Source organism: Acinetobacter sp. 18QD2AZ41W, from assembly GCF_009829025.1.
Lineage (GTDB): Bacteria > Pseudomonadota > Gammaproteobacteria > Pseudomonadales > Moraxellaceae > Acinetobacter > Acinetobacter pseudolwoffii.
Genome location: NZ_WURP01000001.1, coordinates 1 through 16,837, shown reverse-complemented (window position 1 = coordinate 16,837; position 16,837 = coordinate 1). Strand labels below are relative to the sequence as shown.

Genomic DNA, 16,837 nt, shown 5'->3' with positions numbered 1-16,837 from the left:
GTTTGCATTTCTGAACAAGGAAATTTTATCTGATGAATGATATTGAAACAGCATTAAGCCAGATTGATAATTTTCAGTTTATACATGACCATTTATTTACATCCGGTCAACCGACAACTGAGCAGCTGCAGCTGATTAAAGAATACGGTGTGTCTACGGTCATCAATGTAGCATTAACAGATAACGACCAATATCTGCCACATGAAGATAAAATTTGCCTTGAGCTGGGCCTGAACTATATCCAGTTACCGATTTCATGGGAAACCCCTTCAGACAATCAATGTTTACTGGTACTCGAGCTGATCAATCACCTGATTAAGGAACAGATGGTCTGGGTACACTGTTCACAAAACTATCATGTCAGCTGTCTGATGTATTTATATCGTCAATACTATATGGACGTGGATCTTCCTACGGCGCATGAACATTTGCATCAAATCTGGGAACCGAATGAAACCTGGACAGGTCTCATGCATGCAGTTGCCCTACAGCTGCAAGGCCGTAAAGCAACCCAGGAACTGGAACGATCCCTGATTAATCCAAATTATTTTGTCTGAGCCTATTTATTATGGCTCAACAGCACGGTTGCCATAGATAAAATACCTTCCTGACGACCGGTAAAACCGAGCTGCTCAGTGGTAGTGGCTTTAATACTGATTTGAGTGACATCGACATTGAGCACATCTGCGATACTTTGACGCATGGCCAGATTGTGTTTCGCCAGTTTTGGACGTTCACAGGCGACGGTAATATCAGCATTGTTCAGCTGATAGCCACGATCCAGAATTAACTGATAAACCTGCTTCAACAATACCCGGCTATCCGCACCTTTAAAATCCGGATCGGTATCCGGAAAATGCTGGCCAATATCTCCAAGTGCCAACGCGCCCAACAATGCATCACAGAGTGCATGCAGAATCACATCACCATCCGAATGTGCTTTCAGACCGTGCGTATGCGGAATTTGAATGCCGGCCAAAGTGACAAACTCACCCTCTTCAAATGCGTGCACATCCAGACCCTGACCAATACGAATTTGTGCGATCACCTTATACATCCTTTAGAAATAGCCCATTGAAATCTTGTACACTTGCTTTCTATTTCGCTATAGTTAGACCAAGCGTAACACAGTGAAAGTATAAGCGATCATGCTACTGAAAACTGATATAAATATGTTGAAAATAATTGGCCTGATGCTCGGCCTGGGGATGATATCTGCGGGTAGTTCAGCGAACCCACTCGACTGTAACAACGACAGCAAAAAAACAGCGGCCATGAATAAAGTCTGCTCAGTAGCGCTGTCCGAAGCTCGGGAAAAACTCGCTGACCAATACTTGACCGCTTTTTTAATTACTGATGCCCCCGTTCGCTTATTGCAAGACACCCAACAGTTATGGGCAAATCGGTTACAGCAATGCAAAACGCTGGACTGTTTTAAACAGCAGTTTGAATGGCGCCTCGATGATTTAAATATCTATATTTCACTGAATCAAAGCCTAACTCAGCATTATATTAAGTTCGAGCAGGGACAAATGGCCAAACAGCCTGTGCATATCAAGATTCATCAACTGACTAAAGACCGCATCAAGATTGAAGGTCTGGCCTATCGCAATCCCAATAACCGGGCCGAAACGCAGACTGTTCCATTTTTAGCCTATACCACGCCTGCAGCAAAAGAACAGATCATGGATAATGAAAATGACTGCCGCTATGAGTTTAACTATAGTAAAGCGATTCTAGCCGTCAACACTCAGCAAAAAGGTTGTGAACGTTTTACTGGGGTTTATCGCTTATATGATTGATTCAATTTAAAAAATATTAAAAACTTAACCTTATATAAAATGAGAAATTTGATGTAAAAAATAGCCCGCATGCGGGCCATCAATTTAAGCAGGATAGTATTGAGCAATTTCCTTGCTAATCAGTGCAGCCGTTGCAGCCGACAAGGTCCAGCCCAGATGACCATGGCCGGTATTATAAAATACCCGCTCATGTTTACCACGGCGCACCACAGGCATCATATTTGGCATCATCGGGCGTAAGCCAGCCCAAGGTACGACATGCTCGGTACACAGATCAAAGTTACGATTGCTCCAGTCAATCAGTGGTTGAATCCGGTCTGCACGAATATCCCGGTTATAGCCATTAAACTCGGCGGTTCCTGCGACTCGTAAACGATCCTTACCCAGACGTGACAAGACAATTTTGGCACTTTCATCCAACAAGCTGACCCATGGTGCATTGTTTTGGCTCTGTTCATCATTCAGCTGCACGGTAATTGAATAGCCTTTGACCGGATAAACATTGACTCGTTCCCCTAAAATCTCGGCCAATTGATAACTGCCCACACCCGCACACACCACAATGGCATCTGCATTAATTTCCAGAATGTCATCTGTAGAATGATGTACATTTTCAGTACTGGGTTTGCATTTCACCCGAATATGTTGAGCCTGATGATCGACGGCAAAGACATCTTGGCCAAATTCAAATTTCACGCCTTTTTGCATGCAGGCTTTGGCCAGTCCTGTACTGAATTTATGAATATCTCCGGTCGCATCGCTCTGGCAGTAAAATCCGGCATAGTAATCGCCTGTTAATGCAGGTTCGATCTGCTTGATTTCCGCATTGGAAATGGCATTGCGCTCCAGTCCGCCGCTACACAACAGGTCATTGACCTTGATCGCGACATCGTAATCCGTCTTGTTATGATAAAAATGTAAAATGCCGCGTTTTTCCAGGTCAAAATCAATCTGTTCTGTTTGGGCAATTTCATACAAACGTGCTCTGGCCAATAAAGCCAAACGTACAGTCTCTCGGGTATTGGCTTCATAATGTTTGATATTTCCCAAAAATTCCATGAGCCAACTATATTTATGCACACTAAAAGAAGGATTGAGCAAAAGTGGTGCAGTTTTTTGAGACATCCATTTGATACCTTTGAGTACCGTGGCTTTCTGGTTCCATACTTCGGCATTACAGGCCGAAAGCTGGCCGCCATTGGCAAAAGAAGTTTCCATGGCCGGATAGAGATGTCGATCTACCACAGTCACCTGATAGCCTGCCAAAACAAGCTCATACGCTGTGGTTACCCCAGTAATACCCGCCCCAATCACCACGACATGACGCATAGACACCTCCTTGATTATATTGATGTCTTTTCCCATCTGTCATGTGTACCTGAGAGCTTCGGTCGCTGCATTGCACATCAATGCGAGCACCTTCCCCTTCGGTGAGTGATTGAACACTTCTCTCCAGAGTTTTTATCCATTATCACAGTCCTTTTGCCTGAGAGTTTCCTGGGAACTTGCTCCTTCGGCGAATGCAGAAGCATTTCTCTCCTGCAATAATGTTTTATTATCATGAGCAATTTATATACCATTTTATTCAATAAGACAGTTTTTATTTATGTGAGTTCACGTGAATCAATTTGTAATTACTGTTCCGAATTAAACTGAATTATTGCTGCTGACTGATATTGCCCATCTACCAAATTTTTAGATTTCACTTTTGTTCTATTCAGCGAGATACAACAGATTCTAAACTTTATAAGATTTTAGGATTGATTTGATTTTGGCGCTTAAATAGAACCTTTATTGCTTAGGCTATTTTAATGGTTCAAAGCATAGAGAGTTTAAATTCAGGATTTAGTTCTTATATCATCTATTTGAGAATCAAGGAATTTTAAATAATCCAGGAAAGTACCAATATTAAGCTTCCCGCCGCTAAGACGGTTTGTACACTAATAATGCTCGCCATTAACTGGCTATCGCCGCCATATACCCGGGTTAACACATAAGACGCTGAGGCGGTAGGTAAGGCAAAGAACAATACCAATACTTGCGTGGTGAATGCATCAATCTGGAAAATTTTACAGACTAAAAATGCAATCAGCGGCATTCCAAACAGGCGACCAAAGGTCATCAGACTGAGTGGCAATACATCTCGCTGAAAGCCCTGAAACTTTAAGGCTGCTCCTACACACATCAGACCGAGTGGCAAACTGCATAGTGCAATCTGTTTAAGAAATTGCTCTGCTCCTGCCCAGAGTGCCAAACCGGAAAGATTAAACACACCACCCACCATACAGCCTAAAATTAATGGATTTTTAGATAAATCCAGAATGATTTTTTTCAGCTGCATATCGTGACTGCGGGTAAATGCCAGCACCGACAAGATATTCACCAAAGGAATACACAACACCATGATCACAGCGAAGATGGTCATGCCCTGCTGATGAAATAAGCTACTGACCGCAGCAAGTCCGATATAGGTATTGAAGCGCAACAAGCCCTGAACATAGACGCCAAAACGCGCATAAGATATCTGGTACATATGGCGCAAGATATACAGTGCGATACTGACCACGATCATGATACTAAATACCACCAGTACCACATCCTGAATCACATTCATCTGAATCTTGGCAGTGGCCAGATTTAAAAATAACATCACTGGAAATAGTGCATAATAATTTAACTTTTCTGCACCGCGCCAAAAGTCTTCACTCAACCATTGCCCATGCTTAAGCAAATAGCCAAAGCTGATCAAGCCAATAAGAGGAAATAAAGAAGTTAAAATAATTTGCAGCATGTGCCATCCTGGTCTGTTTCCTGTCTATTTTTCAATACCCTTTAGACGGTGCACAAAAACTAGCATATTTAGTGGCTGTTTCACCAATTAATTTAAGAAGTAAAATGCTTGAATTTTCATCAACTCATTATATTGATCTGATCATTTTTTCTAAAATCAGTAAATGTAACGGAATCAAAGGCTCTCCGACATTTTGATCTAGTGGATATGCTTCAATTTTTTCAGTCAATAGATAGCCACGGCGCTGATAATAAGCAATCAATTCTGTACGGACATTCAATACTGACATTCGAATCACTTTCTTCTGATACGTATCAATAATATAAAACTCGGCAAAATCTAGTAACTGCTTTCCATAACCCGAGTTTTGTTGGTCTGGATCAATGGCAAAACTTCCAATTTCGATAGAGTCATCGAATTCAGTCAGCCCAATACAGCCAATGATCTGATCATGATTCTCTAATACAAAAAGCTTAACATTAGTCTGTGCCAAGAGAATCATTACCTGATCACAATTAATCCGTTGACCAGCAACCATCTTATGTTCATGTGTCCAGCCACGATTGGAACGATAAGCTGTATTGATCAATACAACAATGTTCTGGATATCTGTAGTTTTTGCCAAGCGAATATTGTTATTTTTCATTATATAAATATAAAAAAAGCCAGACCGAAGTCTGACTCTAATCGTATCCGCTTCAGATGAAAAGCGAATTATTTTGGTTCAATCGGCTCAAAAGGCGTAACTACATCGGCATTTTGCGCACGATGACGCATAAAGTGATCCATTAGCACAATCGCCAGCATCGCTTCTGCAATTGGTGTCGCACGCACGCCCACGCAAGGATCATGACGGCCTTTGGTCAACACGTCTGTATCTTCACGATCGATATTAATGGTTTTACCCGGAGTAGTGATTGAAGCCGTTGGTTTCAGTGCAATTGCGACACGAATGTCCTGACCACTAGAAATACCGCCTAAAATACCACCGGCATGGTTTGCCAGAAAACCGTCTGTTGTTAACTCATCACGTGTTTCATGACCAAATTGCTCAGCGACGCTAAAACCATCGCCAATTTCAACGCCTTTGACCGCGTTAATCGACATCATGGCATGCGCAATATCTGCATCTAAACGATCGAAGACCGGTTCACCCCAACCCACAGGTACTTTAGACGCAATAATTTCAAGTTTTGCACCGCAGCTGGTGCCTTGTTCACGTAGTGAAGTCACGAGCGCTTCAAAACGTGGCACGGCATCAGCATCACCACAGAAGAATGGATTATTTGGCACTTCATTCCAGTCCAGTTTTTCTGCTTTTTCAGTACCAATTTGTGTGACATGGCCACGAATTTCAATGCCAAATTTCTCTAACAGGAATTTCTTGGCAATGGCACCCGCTGCCACACGCATCGCTGTTTCACGCGCGCTTGAGCGGCCACCACCACGATAATCACGGAAACCGTACTTCTGGGTATAGGTATAGTCTGCATGACCCGGACGGAAAGTTTGCGCGATATTGCCATAATCTTTCGATTTCTGATCCGTATTACGAATCAAGAGCCCGATCGATGTTCCAGTGGTTTTACCCTCAAACACACCAGAAATAATTTCTACTTCATCCGGCTCTTTACGCTGGGTGGCAAATTTCGATGTACCCGGCTTACGACGGTCCAAATCTTTTTGCAAATCGGCTTCACACAGCTCAATACCCGGTGGAACCCCATCAACGATGGCCATCAGGCCCACACCGTGAGATTCACCACAAGTCGTCACACGGAACAGTTGCCCTATACTATTACCTGCCATGTCACACGACTCCTTATGCTTGAATAGACTGAATGAATAAATCGCGGTAAGTACGGCATTGCTGTGCAGTGAGTGCAAAGATACCTGAACCACCTTTCTGGAATTGTAACCAGTAGAAATCGACTGAATTGAAGTTCTGTTTCATCGCCCATTCCGAGTTACCGACTTCAATGACAATAAGACCGTCTTCAGTCAGGTAATCTGCAGCTTGTGCCAACATTTTACGTACAAGGTCCAAACCATCCTGACCCGCAGCCAATGCCATTTCAGGTTCGTGATGGAACTCATCGGGAAGATCAGCCATATCTTCTGCATCCACATATGGTGGGTTCGATACGATTAAATCATATTGATTTTCAGCAGGAATTTTTTCAAACAGGTCAGACTCAAGCAAGGCCACATTAAACTGTTGGTTATGATGTTCACAGTTAATTTGTGCTACTTCTAAAGCATCCTTAGATAAATCAGTGGCATCGACTTCGGCTTCCGGAAAAGCATAAGCCAGAGCAATCGCGATACAACCTGAACCTGTACACATATCTAAAATACGGCGAGGCATTTTTGGATCTGGATTTTCAGGTAGATTGTTTACCCCTTCACGCGCCTGATAATTTTCATCCAGACAGTAAGGTGCAAAACGATTTTGAATCAGTTCAGCAATCGGTGAACGTGGAATCAGTACACGCTCATCCACGTAATAAGGTTTATCGTCAAAGTAGGCTAAATTCAATAAATATGAAGTTGGCATACGCTCATTGATACGGCGCTCCAACAATCCTAAAAATTCAGCTTTTTCACTTGGGAGTAATTTTGCCTCGAGAATTTCAGCATCCGCTTTCCATTCCAATGACATGCTTTGTAATACCAATGCTGAACTTTCAGCAAAATAATCTTCTGTACCTTGGCCTAAGTGCGCATCATATTGACGTAATGCTGTCACACCAAAGCGGATAAAATCACGAATTGTGCTTAGGTTTTCAGCGGCTTCCTGAATATGTTCAGGGCTAATAGTCGGTCGATCCACGTAGGGCGTCTCCAAGGTCATTTTTTTAAACGCCTTATGATACCTTGTTTTGCCTGCTTTTATAATGCTAAAAGTATGAAAAACACGAATTCTCTAGGCTCATAAAAATGATAAAATTCGTGTTTTTTTACCCAATCCTCAACCTGTCATTCTAGTTTTTTCAGAACAAGTTCAGACGATTCAAGCTATGTCTCATGTGGTGATTTATCGTGAACCTGGTGCATAAGAGCGGGATTGATAAAGATTTGCCTGATCCATAATCAAGGCCAGCATACATTGACCTTGTTGCTGTTTGGCATATTTCCCAGACACTCTTAAATTACATTGCTGCGACAGTTTACGTTCCCAAAGCACATGCTGACTGCGGATGGCCGCGGTCTGATTCGGATTCAGCTTTAGATAATTTTTATAGCTTTTCTTCAGACGTTTGTTGTGTAGTTTCAGCTCTTTCTTTAGGCATTTCTCTGCTTTAGCGGTATTACCATAACTAAAGTTCATACACTGCGAATATTCCTTGGAATATCCTACAGCAGCCTGAGTCTGAACTGCACTACCCGCAAAAACTGCAACCAAAAACCATGCAAGACGCATAAAATCCCCTTTACCTAAACTGGTATAATTCCAATAAATGTTTAACAATCAATATTGTTTAAATTATCCATGAATATTAACGCAGTCCTTGCAAAAATCCTATGTATTTCTCCGGCAGCAAATTAAACAGTTGTGCAATTGAAAACTGGCATATCACCCACATATAATCCGAATTAAATCTTCAAACGAGCCCGGTCCTATGAGCTATAAGCACAATAATCTTATGGCGATGCGCCAAAATTACTGGAATGACCAGGTTTCCGGTCAGGTGCAGCAAGAAAAAGTATTTTTGCAGTCAACTTTAATCCAGCATGGTGTATTTAGCAGTGCCACACTGGACGATGCCAAATATCTGTTTTTTGGTTTGCCAAGTATTGTGATTGTAAAAGGCTATGCTTTGGGCTTTATGCACGACAGTGTCCAGCACCTGATTCATCAACATATTCAAACAAATAAACAACAGTTACAACAACGATCTGAATTAAAAATCCAATTTCAAATGGCATAATGCCCTGTCTAAACTGATACAGGCTGGTGAATAAATGAAAGCTTGCCTAGCTTTTACTATGAATTCAGCGGCTTAAACTTTTTTAATACGTGCAGAAGCGCTAATATCCCCTACAATGATTTATTCTGCTTCATGCTGATGATGAAAGGATTGAGTTTACATGTCAGATCAGAACGATAAGCTTAAACAACTGAAAACCTCCTCTATGGATCGACGCTTATCGATCGCAAAGGCATCCTTGCTGGCAGGCACGCGTTGGGCGGCTTCCAGTGCAGGCTCCATATTTTCGAGTGAAGAAGAAAAAGAAAAGAAACGTAAAAAGGCCATGAAAGAGCAGGCGGATTATCTGGTTGCAGAAATTGGTAAGCTCAAAGGTTCAATCGTTAAAATCGGCCAGATGATGGCGCTGTATGGCGAACACTTTTTGCCAGAAGAAGTCACACAGGCTTTAAATACGCTCAACAACCAGACCGTGGCACTGGCTTGGCCAGCGATCAAGACACAATTACAGCAGCAGCTCGGTGCAAAGCTGAATGATCTCACCATTGATCATGAGCCTTTGGGCACTGCATCTTTAGCCCAAGTCCATCGCGCTACCCGCAAATCTGATGGCATGGAACTGGTCTTAAAAATTCAGTATCCCGGTGTGGCAGAAGCCATTGATTCGGATATGAGCCTGTTTAAAAACATGCTCAAACTGACGCGTCTGGTGCCGCAAACCCGCGAGTTTGACCAGTGGTTCGATGAAGTCCGTGAGATGATGCATCGTGAAGTGGACTATCAGATTGAAGCAGATACCACACGGCGTTTTGCTGCACGTTTAAAAGACGATCCACGCTATATCGTGCCGACGATTATTGATGAGTATTGCTCTGATCGCGTGCTGTGCATGACTTTCGAACGCGGTGTGCCGATCAATAGCCCAGTAATGTTGTCTCTGCCACAAGAACGCCGCAACCAGTTGGGTGAAGCATCGTTAGAAATTGCCGTACGTGAAATTTTTGAATGGGGTGAAATGCAGACCGATCCGAACTTTGGGAATTATCTGGTTCGTCTGGGCAATGGCGAAGATATTCCTGACAAGATTGTCCTGCTCGACTTTGGTGCCATCCGTCAGTTTGACCAGCATCTGCTCAGCGTCGCGCGCAATCTGATTCAGGCCGGTTATCATCACGACTCAGACATGATGGTCAAAGCCATGACCGGTTATGAGTTTTTTGATTCAATTCCGCAAAGCATCAAGCCGGATATGGCCAAGGTCTTTTTACTGGCCACTGAGGCTTTTAGCTCACCGTTGAATAATCAGGAGCTACCAGCTAATGTGATGGATCAACATAATCGTTATGACTGGAAAAAAAGCCAATTGCATAGCCGTGTCATGCAACAGGCTTCAAGATCTATGGCTTCACGTTATTTCAGTGTTCCACCCAAGGAATTTATGTTTATTAGCCGTAAATTCATCGGTGCATATACCTTTATGACCGTGATTGATGCCAAAACCAATGTGCGTGCCATGATCAAAAATCACCTTTGATACCCCAATAGACGCTACATAGAAACCCGGATGATTTTGTCATCCGGGTCAATTTTTATTCAAAAATAATTTTCTCTCTTCTTGTTTTTAATTATATTTTCATAAACTTAGCTTACCATTTGTTAACTTTTAATAACTTAAAAATTGTCAATCATTCATGTCAGCGATGACATGGTTTTTTCTTGGCGTGCATGTCAGCATGAATAAAATAACGTGACAACACCCATAGGATAATCAAAATGAATAATATGGTGAACAAAGCTCAAGGATTTGGCTTGTCCATGCTGACCAAAATTGCGGGTAGTGAAATATTAGATCAATTAAAGCTGCGTAAATTTATAGAAAAATTCCTGTATCAAAGTTCCAAAGCAGGATTTAAAACCCTGAGTCAAACCCAGAAAATCCTGAAATCTGGCCAGAACATTCAAAAACAGCGTCTCCCCCCTCAATCTAAAGCACTGTTTGATCTAAACCTGTCTGCAGAACAGCAACTGACCTGCGATGCGATGCAGAAATTTGCTCAAGAGGTACTTTATCCATTGGCGCATGCTGCCGATCAGCATGAAATATTTCCGCATGAACTGTGGCAATATAGCACCGATCTCGGCCTGAATTTCTATGCCTTGCCTGAAGCGTTAGGGGGTGTCGCCTCCGAACAGAATATTGTCAGTAATATTTTAATTGCGCAACATTTGGCTCGGGGAGATTTCAGTTTGACTGCCGGTTTACTGTCTAGCTTTAGTGTGATCAATGCCATTACCCGCTGGGGTTCAGAGCAGATTCAGGCAAAATATCTTGGTGCTTTCGCAGAAAATCCAGAGCTGAAAGCAAGCTTTGCGGTACAGGAAGAAACCGCCGCATTTAATCCGTATCAACTAAAAACTCAAGCGATTGCTCATCAGGCGCATTATCTGATTAGCGGTGAAAAGACCTTGGTCATGCTCGGAGAAAATGCGGATCTTTATCTGGTCAGTGCCGATCTAGACGGAACACCTGAGGTCTTTGTGGTACAACGTGACCATAGCATTACTGCAAAAAAATCCCCTGCCATGGGTCTAAAAGCAACTGAAAGCGTCACACTTCAATTTAAAAATACACCAGCGCAGCGTTTGGGTGATGATGATTTTGATTATCATACTTTCGTTGATTTAGGCAATTTGATGTGGGGTGCTATGGCCGTCGGTACTTGTGAGGCCATGAAAAAATACTGCATACAATATGCCAATGAACGGACTGCTTTCGGTGAACCTATTTCCCATCGTCAGAGTGTCGCTTTTATGATTGCCGATATGGTGATTGAAATTGATGCCATGCAGATGCTTATTCTTAATGCTGCCAGTCTGGCTGAATCTGGCCAACCTTTTCATCGAGAAGCTTATCTGGCACGTTTACTCTGCGCAGAAAAATCCATGAAAATCGGTACAGATGGCGTGCAGATTTTGGGTGGTCATGGCTTTACCAAAGAACATCCGGTCGAGCGCTGGTATCGAGACCTCAGAGCCACTGCGATTGTTCATTCTGGCCTACATGCCTGATCGGAGAATAAAGAAAACTATCATGAATCTACAAAATCCAAAAAAATTCAGACTCCTGATTGATCAAGCGCACGAAGTTGCACTCAATGTACTCCGCCCTATTTCGCGTAAATATGATAAGGCTGAACACACTTATCCTAAAGAGCTGGATATGCTGGCCTCCATCGTAGATGGTATGAACCAAGGCAGTGAAGGTATGAATGCGGGCGCAGCAGTGAATAAACGGGGCGAGACCGACAGCAGCAATAAAAATGGTATTAATATGTCTACTGCCCTGAGTATTATTGAAATGTGCTATGGCGATACGGGTTTATTGCTGTCTATGCCACGTCAAGGTTTAGGAAATTCAGCCATTGCAGCGGTGGCAAATGAAGAACAGCGACAACGTTTTCATGGGACTTGGGCAGCCATGGCGATTACCGAACCAGGTTTCGGCTCAGATTCCGCTGCAATTCGCACCACTGCGACCAAAGATGGTGATAACTATATTTTAAATGGTGAGAAGATTTTTGTGACCTCTGGGGAACGTGCCGATGCGGTCGTGGTCTGGGCAACATTAGATAAAAAACTGGGACGATCGGCAATTAAATCATTTGTGGTGACCAAAGGTACGCCCGGAATGAAGGTTGAACGACTGGAACATAAGTTAGGAATTAAAGCTTCGGATACTGCCACGATTCGCCTGATCAATTGTCGAGTACCTGCGGCAAACTTGCTCGGTCATGCAGAAACCGATGTTGCCAAGGGCTTTGCCGGTGTAATGGAAACCTTTGATAATACCCGGCCATTGGTCGCTGCCATGGCAATTGGCTGTGCCAAAGCCTCGCTGGAACGTATCAAGGAAATTTTTAAGGATCAACTGGATTCCAGTTATGTCACGCCCTATTTACAAAGCTCCAATATCGCTGCACAAATCTATCGCATGGAAGCAGAATGGGAAGCTGCGCGCTTGCTGATGCTCAAAGCGGCGTGGATGGCAGATAATCATAAACCGAATTCACGTGAAGCATCTATTGCAAAGGCCAAAGCTGGACGTATGGGTAATGAAATCACCTTAAAATGTGTAGAATTGGCAGCTGCGGTAGGCTATAACGAAACTGAACTGTTGGAAAAATGGGCACGTGATTCCAAGATTCTGGATATTTTTGAAGGTACCCAGCAGATTCAACAACTGATTATCGCCCGACGCGAACTGGGTAAATCTTCGAGTGAGCTAAAATAAAACTTTATCGAAGGAAAATTGAACGAAAAAGATGGCTTTTTTAAAGTTTTCGGACTATAAAAATTCCATCTTCTTTTATGTCATGTGCTATGTATTCTATTCGTCCCATTCAGCCTCAAGATAATGCTCAAATTGCCAAGATTATTCGTGACGTTTCCATGGAGTTTGGTCTGGCAGCGGAGTCCGGTTTCGCTGTAGGTGATTCAATCCTGGATCACCTGTATGACGTATATCAACAGCCAAATTCTGCCTATTGGGTCATTGTTGATGAACAGGATCAGGTCTATGGCGGTGGTGGTATTGCTCCACTACAAGGTGACCACAATATTCTAGAAATACAGAAAATGTATTTTCTACCAGCCATTCGTAGATATGGCTTTGCAAAACAGATTTTGAATTTGGCCTTTGATTTTGCCCGACAACATAAATTTGAACGGATTTATATCGAGACTACCAAAAACCTTTGGCAAGCGGTGAAGCTGTACGAGAACTTAGGTTTTGAGCATCTGGATCGGCCTGAAGGCGACACTGGCCATAGTCAAGCCTGTGAAATCTGGATGCTTAAAAACCTAGCCTAATCGATGTCGATCCTCATCTTCTCCATAACACCAAGAAAAGCCTTAAATAAATCTCTATTCCAACCGGCTTTTCTTTGATCATCTCTTCATAAATCATCCATGATTCAAGTAGATCTACTTTGACTTTGTAAACAAATCATATAATTTCTTGACGATTTTTATACATCTTCCTAAGATCAGTTTAATTTTAAAAATACATGGAAGCTGAAAGTTGTTAGGCAAATTTTCTGTTAGAAAAAACTTATTATTACCAGTATTCAATAGCACAATTTTTAAAATTGGGCTGCTTGGTCTAAGTACCGTGTTATTTAGTGCCTGTTCTTCTCTCGGCGGCAATTCTTTAGAAAAACGTTCTGCTCAACTGTCTAAAGGAATTCAGACAGCCTACGGTGTTCCAGCAACCACAGCAACTCGCGTTTCACCTTTGATTATTCAGAATGCAGAAAAAAATCGTCTGGATCCATTACTTGTAGCAGCCGTAATTCGTCAGGAGTCAACTTATCGTAGCCAAGTGGCTTCACATGCTGGAGCTGTTGGCCTCATGCAAATTATGCCAAGATATTGGCAAGCGACTTGTGGTGATGATTTATATAATGAAGCTATAAATATTTCATGTGGTAGCCATATTCTTTCTCGTTATCATGAATCCAGTGGTAGCTTAGAAAAAGCACTGGGCTATTATAATGTAGGTCCGACTGCCTATGAGAAAAACCGTAAAATGCGTAAGCAAGGCAAACGTTATGCACAACAAGTGAAACAGCATAAAAAAGATCTGAAGAATGTGATTTAATTTATCTTTAACATAATGCTTGAATCAGTTTAAAACTCCTAAAATTAAACTGATTCATCTTTTATCGGCTATATTGATTCTGCAAACGTTAAAATAATGCAAAACCCATCACATATTTGTTTTTTCATTTAATTTGGGAAAGATTAATATTTAATCAATCAACTTTATACCTATATAATAAATATCAACGGCTTTGTTGCATAAACATTCAAAAGCTGAGTTTTCCCCAATCCATTCAAATTTAAGTGACAACTTGGGTGTGAGGTCTACCTAATTCCGTAAATCTATTCAGAACTGCCACACGCGCATGAACTTCATTGACCTGACTTTGAAAATGTCTTGCCGTCAGCTTATCTCCTAATAATTTGATGCAATGCATCTTGGTTTCCACCAAACTGCGACGGTGATAGCCCGACCATTTTTTCCATAGGGTTCTGCCTAAATGCTTAACCGTTTGAAGTAACTCATTTCGTTCTATTGAACTGATTTTAGAATCTTTCCAGGGCTTGGCATTCTTCCTGGGTGGAATTACTGCATGTGCTTGACGATCTGAAATCACTTGTCTGCAGCACTTCGTGTCGTACGCCCCATCGGTATAGACAGAATCTATTCGCTCATTTGGTGGGATTTGATCCAGTAAATCACCTAGTACTTGTGAATCACTGACATTATTTGTCGTAAGCTGAACGGCACGTATTTGCAGTGTTTCAGCATCTATACCAATATGCAGTTTACGCCATTGCCGACGGTATTCAGGCTGATGTTTCTTACGCTTCCATTCACCTTCACCTAAAAATTTTAAACCCGTAGAGTCGACGAGTAGGTGTAACCCATCACGACTTTTCTGATAGCTTATCGCAATATCAATATGCTTTTGTCGTCTACAGAGGGTGGAGTACGAATATCACTGATATTCGGGGCTGCTCAGCCACAGAGTTTAATCAGGCTTTGAGCAAAGCCAGTGACCATACGTAAAGAAAGACGGAATAGAGATTTGATCATTAAACAGCATTGAATCGCTGTATCGGAATAAGTTTGATTTCGTCCGTGCTTGCCTTGTGGTTGTGCATACCATTGGGTCTTAGGATCAAACCAGATTGAAATATTTCCTCGCTTGATTAAAGCTTGGTTATACGAGGACCAATTGGTTGTACGGTAAGTTTTAGGTGCAGGCTTCTTCATCTGGAAATTATATTGCTAAAGAAGCCCTCAAGAATAGCTTTGTGCAACAAAGCCAATGCTTATAGTCATTCTTTCTTCCAAAGAAGTTTTACTGGGTCAGCTACTGTACGCAACCAAAAAAGCTAGCACTGATATTGCAGCATATAAAATTAAAATTTAGGTTTTAAATGCTATATCCTATTTATATTTATGAAACTATGATCTGTCATCAATTAAGCCAAATTATTGTTAAGGCAAGATAAATTGCTGACAAAAAGTTTTGAACTAATTTATCATAACGTATGGTAATAATACGATACTGCTTGAGCTTGGCAAAAAAAGTTCCCGATCAAATATCGTGCTTTATAAAGATATCGGTTTATAATCACCTTGACTCATAGCGTTATTTTTAGAGGGTATCACGCCTTAAGCATTAATTTTATGGATTGGAACAATTATTCGATCTTTAGACTTTTAGGGGTTACCTATGGGCTAAGTTTGACTGAATAATAAGTCCAGCAATATATCAGCAACATTTAAATCATGAACTTGCCCAGCAACAGTAAGATAAAATTTTATTGGATTGCCTAAGACATCATTATGAGCACGCATTTTGGTGCTTAAGTTATCTTTCCTCCGTCCGATCGCCTGATTTCTTCCCCAGCGCTGTGTTGATGAGCACAATGGTGGAGTCGAACATGGCTATTCATTGTCACTGTCATGTGACAGCACTTCAAAGACTCTCTGCCACACACCTGCTTTAGGCCAACGACTAAAACGAATATCCACGACGCTGAAATCACCAAATGTTATGAAAAGACTCACTCGCTAATGAATATCTGAACGATACCGAACTGCTCTCAGCAAATAATCAGTTATCTTTATCAATTACTCTAACAATTTCTATTCTAATATCTAAATCATGCCAGTAACACCTAAGAAAGTTGTCACAGGATTTATTAAATAAAGACCTAGCACTTAGTCCTATTCTAACTATCTTAATAGCTAAACTTGAACATATCTCAATCATTTTTTGAAAAGCTTGAGATTTAAATAATAACTTGATTATTTTAAATACACAAAAAAACACCCCCTGCTGATGCAGGGGGTGTTTCGAATAATGAGCTGGCGATGACTTACTCTCACATGGGTAACCCCACACTACCATCAGCGCAAAGAGGTTTCACTTCTGAGTTCGGGAAGGGATCAGGTGGTTCACTCTTGCTATTGTCGCCAGCACAACTGTTTATGGATACTCGCTTTGGTCTTATTTAGTCACTTTTCAGTGTATGCCAATGCTTTCTACCAAATGAGTTATTAACAGAATATTTGTGTTGAATTAAGTTTGTTTAGTTTAACTAGCTTGATCACTAAATCAAGTTATTTTGCTTAATATCGAATCAATCGATGCTTTATACAACAACTGTTTGGGTGTTGTATAGTCAAGCCTCACGAGCAATTAGTATTGGTCAGCTTCATGCATCACTGCACT

At 41.7% G+C, this 16,837-nt stretch carries 15 protein-coding genes, 1 rRNA gene, 1 pseudogene and 1 riboswitch; of the genes and pseudogenes, 8 read left to right on the top strand and 9 right to left on the bottom strand.

The window, feature by feature from the left end:
- Positions 1-32 precede the first annotated feature (32 nt).
- Complete coding sequence (locus tag GVV58_RS00095) at positions 33-557, top strand: protein tyrosine phosphatase family protein (RefSeq protein ID WP_100535153.1); 525 nt, start codon at positions 33-35, stop codon at positions 555-557.
- 2 nt (positions 558-559) lie between these two features.
- Here GVV58_RS00095 and ispF read toward each other — a convergent pair whose 3' ends face one another.
- On the bottom strand, positions 560-1,048 hold the full coding sequence (ispF, locus tag GVV58_RS00090; protein WP_005170695.1) for a 2-C-methyl-D-erythritol 2,4-cyclodiphosphate synthase: 489 nt from the start codon (positions 1,046-1,048) through the stop codon (positions 560-562).
- A 100-nt stretch (positions 1,049-1,148) separates the two neighbouring features.
- Between ispF and GVV58_RS00085 the strand changes: the two genes are divergently transcribed.
- On the top strand, positions 1,149-1,802 hold the full coding sequence (locus tag GVV58_RS00085) for a hypothetical protein (RefSeq protein WP_005097039.1): 654 nt from the start codon (positions 1,149-1,151) through the stop codon (positions 1,800-1,802).
- Positions 1,803-1,886: 84 nt separating this feature from the next.
- On the opposite strand, the gene GVV58_RS00080 is transcribed toward GVV58_RS00085, so the two are convergent.
- The 6 genes from GVV58_RS00080 to GVV58_RS00055 all read right to left on the bottom strand — a co-directional run bounded on the left by GVV58_RS00080 (position 1,887) and on the right by GVV58_RS00055 (position 8,017).
- Positions 1,887-3,131: a D-amino acid dehydrogenase gene (locus tag GVV58_RS00080; protein ID WP_159515725.1), complete on the bottom strand. Its 1,245-nt coding sequence runs from the start codon at positions 3,129-3,131 to the stop codon at positions 1,887-1,889.
- 135 nt (positions 3,132-3,266) lie between these two features.
- Positions 3,267-3,354: riboswitch (glycine riboswitch) on the bottom strand.
- A gap of 330 nt (positions 3,355-3,684) precedes the next feature.
- Complete coding sequence (locus tag GVV58_RS00075; RefSeq protein ID WP_159515724.1) at positions 3,685-4,593, bottom strand: AEC family transporter; 909 nt, start codon at positions 4,591-4,593, stop codon at positions 3,685-3,687.
- A 127-nt stretch (positions 4,594-4,720) separates the two neighbouring features.
- Positions 4,721-5,239 (bottom strand): GNAT family N-acetyltransferase, encoded by a 519-nt coding sequence (locus tag GVV58_RS00070; protein WP_074382719.1) that lies wholly within the window; start codon positions 5,237-5,239, stop codon positions 4,721-4,723.
- A gap of 68 nt (positions 5,240-5,307) precedes the next feature.
- The gene (gene aroC, locus GVV58_RS00065; protein WP_074382718.1) at positions 5,308-6,402 is read right to left on the bottom strand and encodes a chorismate synthase; all 1,095 of its coding nucleotides are present in this window, start codon (positions 6,400-6,402) and stop codon (positions 5,308-5,310) included.
- A 13-nt stretch (positions 6,403-6,415) separates the two neighbouring features.
- Positions 6,416-7,426 carry a 50S ribosomal protein L3 N(5)-glutamine methyltransferase gene (prmB, locus tag GVV58_RS00060; RefSeq protein WP_034609000.1) on the bottom strand — a complete coding sequence of 337 codons (1,011 nt, stop codon included), beginning with the start codon at positions 7,424-7,426 and terminating at the stop codon, positions 6,416-6,418.
- 204 nt (positions 7,427-7,630) lie between these two features.
- The gene (locus tag GVV58_RS00055; protein ID WP_005097047.1) at positions 7,631-8,017 is read right to left on the bottom strand and encodes a hypothetical protein; all 387 of its coding nucleotides are present in this window, start codon (positions 8,015-8,017) and stop codon (positions 7,631-7,633) included.
- Between the two features lie 199 nt (positions 8,018-8,216).
- On the opposite strand from GVV58_RS00055, the gene GVV58_RS00050 reads away from it, so the two are divergent.
- The 6 genes from GVV58_RS00050 (at position 8,217) to GVV58_RS00025 (ending at position 14,184) form a co-directional block, all read left to right on the top strand.
- Entirely contained in the window at positions 8,217-8,525 is a 309-nt protein-coding gene (locus GVV58_RS00050) for a hypothetical protein (protein ID WP_005097049.1), read from the top strand.
- Between the two features lie 160 nt (positions 8,526-8,685).
- Positions 8,686-10,059 carry an AarF/ABC1/UbiB kinase family protein gene (locus GVV58_RS00045; protein ID WP_005097050.1) on the top strand — a complete coding sequence of 458 codons (1,374 nt, stop codon included), beginning with the start codon at positions 8,686-8,688 and terminating at the stop codon, positions 10,057-10,059.
- A gap of 239 nt (positions 10,060-10,298) precedes the next feature.
- Positions 10,299-11,594 carry an acyl-CoA dehydrogenase family protein gene (locus GVV58_RS00040; RefSeq protein ID WP_100535156.1) on the top strand — a complete coding sequence of 432 codons (1,296 nt, stop codon included), beginning with the start codon at positions 10,299-10,301 and terminating at the stop codon, positions 11,592-11,594.
- Between the two features lie 22 nt (positions 11,595-11,616).
- Entirely contained in the window at positions 11,617-12,816 is a 1,200-nt protein-coding gene (locus tag GVV58_RS00035; protein ID WP_159515723.1) for an acyl-CoA dehydrogenase family protein, read from the top strand.
- A gap of 89 nt (positions 12,817-12,905) precedes the next feature.
- Positions 12,906-13,394 carry a GNAT family N-acetyltransferase gene (locus GVV58_RS00030; protein ID WP_100535157.1) on the top strand — a complete coding sequence of 163 codons (489 nt, stop codon included), beginning with the start codon at positions 12,906-12,908 and terminating at the stop codon, positions 13,392-13,394.
- A 268-nt stretch (positions 13,395-13,662) separates the two neighbouring features.
- On the top strand, positions 13,663-14,184 hold the full coding sequence (locus tag GVV58_RS00025) for a transglycosylase SLT domain-containing protein (RefSeq protein ID WP_225554207.1): 522 nt from the start codon (positions 13,663-13,665) through the stop codon (positions 14,182-14,184).
- 241 nt (positions 14,185-14,425) lie between these two features.
- Here GVV58_RS00025 and GVV58_RS00020 read toward each other — a convergent pair.
- Both GVV58_RS00020 and rrf read right to left on the bottom strand, forming a co-directional pair.
- Positions 14,426-15,366, bottom strand: a pseudogene (locus tag GVV58_RS00020) (IS5 family transposase).
- Between the two features lie 1,102 nt (positions 15,367-16,468).
- Positions 16,469-16,583: ribosomal RNA gene (gene rrf, locus GVV58_RS00010) — 5S ribosomal RNA — on the bottom strand.
- Between the last annotated feature and the right edge of the window lie 254 nt (positions 16,584-16,837).

Coding starts and splice junctions, on each gene's coding strand:
- GVV58_RS00035 (WP_159515723.1), top strand. CDS start 11,617: ATGAATCTACAAAATCCAAAAAAATTCAGACTCCTGATTGATCAAGCG.
- GVV58_RS00055 (WP_005097047.1), bottom strand. CDS start 8,017: ATGCGTCTTGCATGGTTTTTGGTTGCAGTTTTTGCGGGTAGTGCAGTT.
- aroC (WP_074382718.1), bottom strand. CDS start 6,402: ATGGCAGGTAATAGTATAGGGCAACTGTTCCGTGTGACGACTTGTGGT.
- GVV58_RS00080 (WP_159515725.1), bottom strand. CDS start 3,131: ATGCGTCATGTCGTGGTGATTGGGGCGGGTATTACTGGGGTAACCACA.
- GVV58_RS00030 (WP_100535157.1), top strand. CDS start 12,906: ATGTATTCTATTCGTCCCATTCAGCCTCAAGATAATGCTCAAATTGCC.
- GVV58_RS00045 (WP_005097050.1), top strand. CDS start 8,686: ATGTCAGATCAGAACGATAAGCTTAAACAACTGAAAACCTCCTCTATG.
- GVV58_RS00040 (WP_100535156.1), top strand. CDS start 10,299: ATGAATAATATGGTGAACAAAGCTCAAGGATTTGGCTTGTCCATGCTG.
- GVV58_RS00070 (WP_074382719.1), bottom strand. CDS start 5,239: ATGAAAAATAACAATATTCGCTTGGCAAAAACTACAGATATCCAGAAC.
- GVV58_RS00050 (WP_005097049.1), top strand. CDS start 8,217: ATGAGCTATAAGCACAATAATCTTATGGCGATGCGCCAAAATTACTGG.
- GVV58_RS00075 (WP_159515724.1), bottom strand. CDS start 4,593: ATGCTGCAAATTATTTTAACTTCTTTATTTCCTCTTATTGGCTTGATC.
- GVV58_RS00085 (WP_005097039.1), top strand. CDS start 1,149: ATGCTACTGAAAACTGATATAAATATGTTGAAAATAATTGGCCTGATG.
- GVV58_RS00095 (WP_100535153.1), top strand. CDS start 33: ATGAATGATATTGAAACAGCATTAAGCCAGATTGATAATTTTCAGTTT.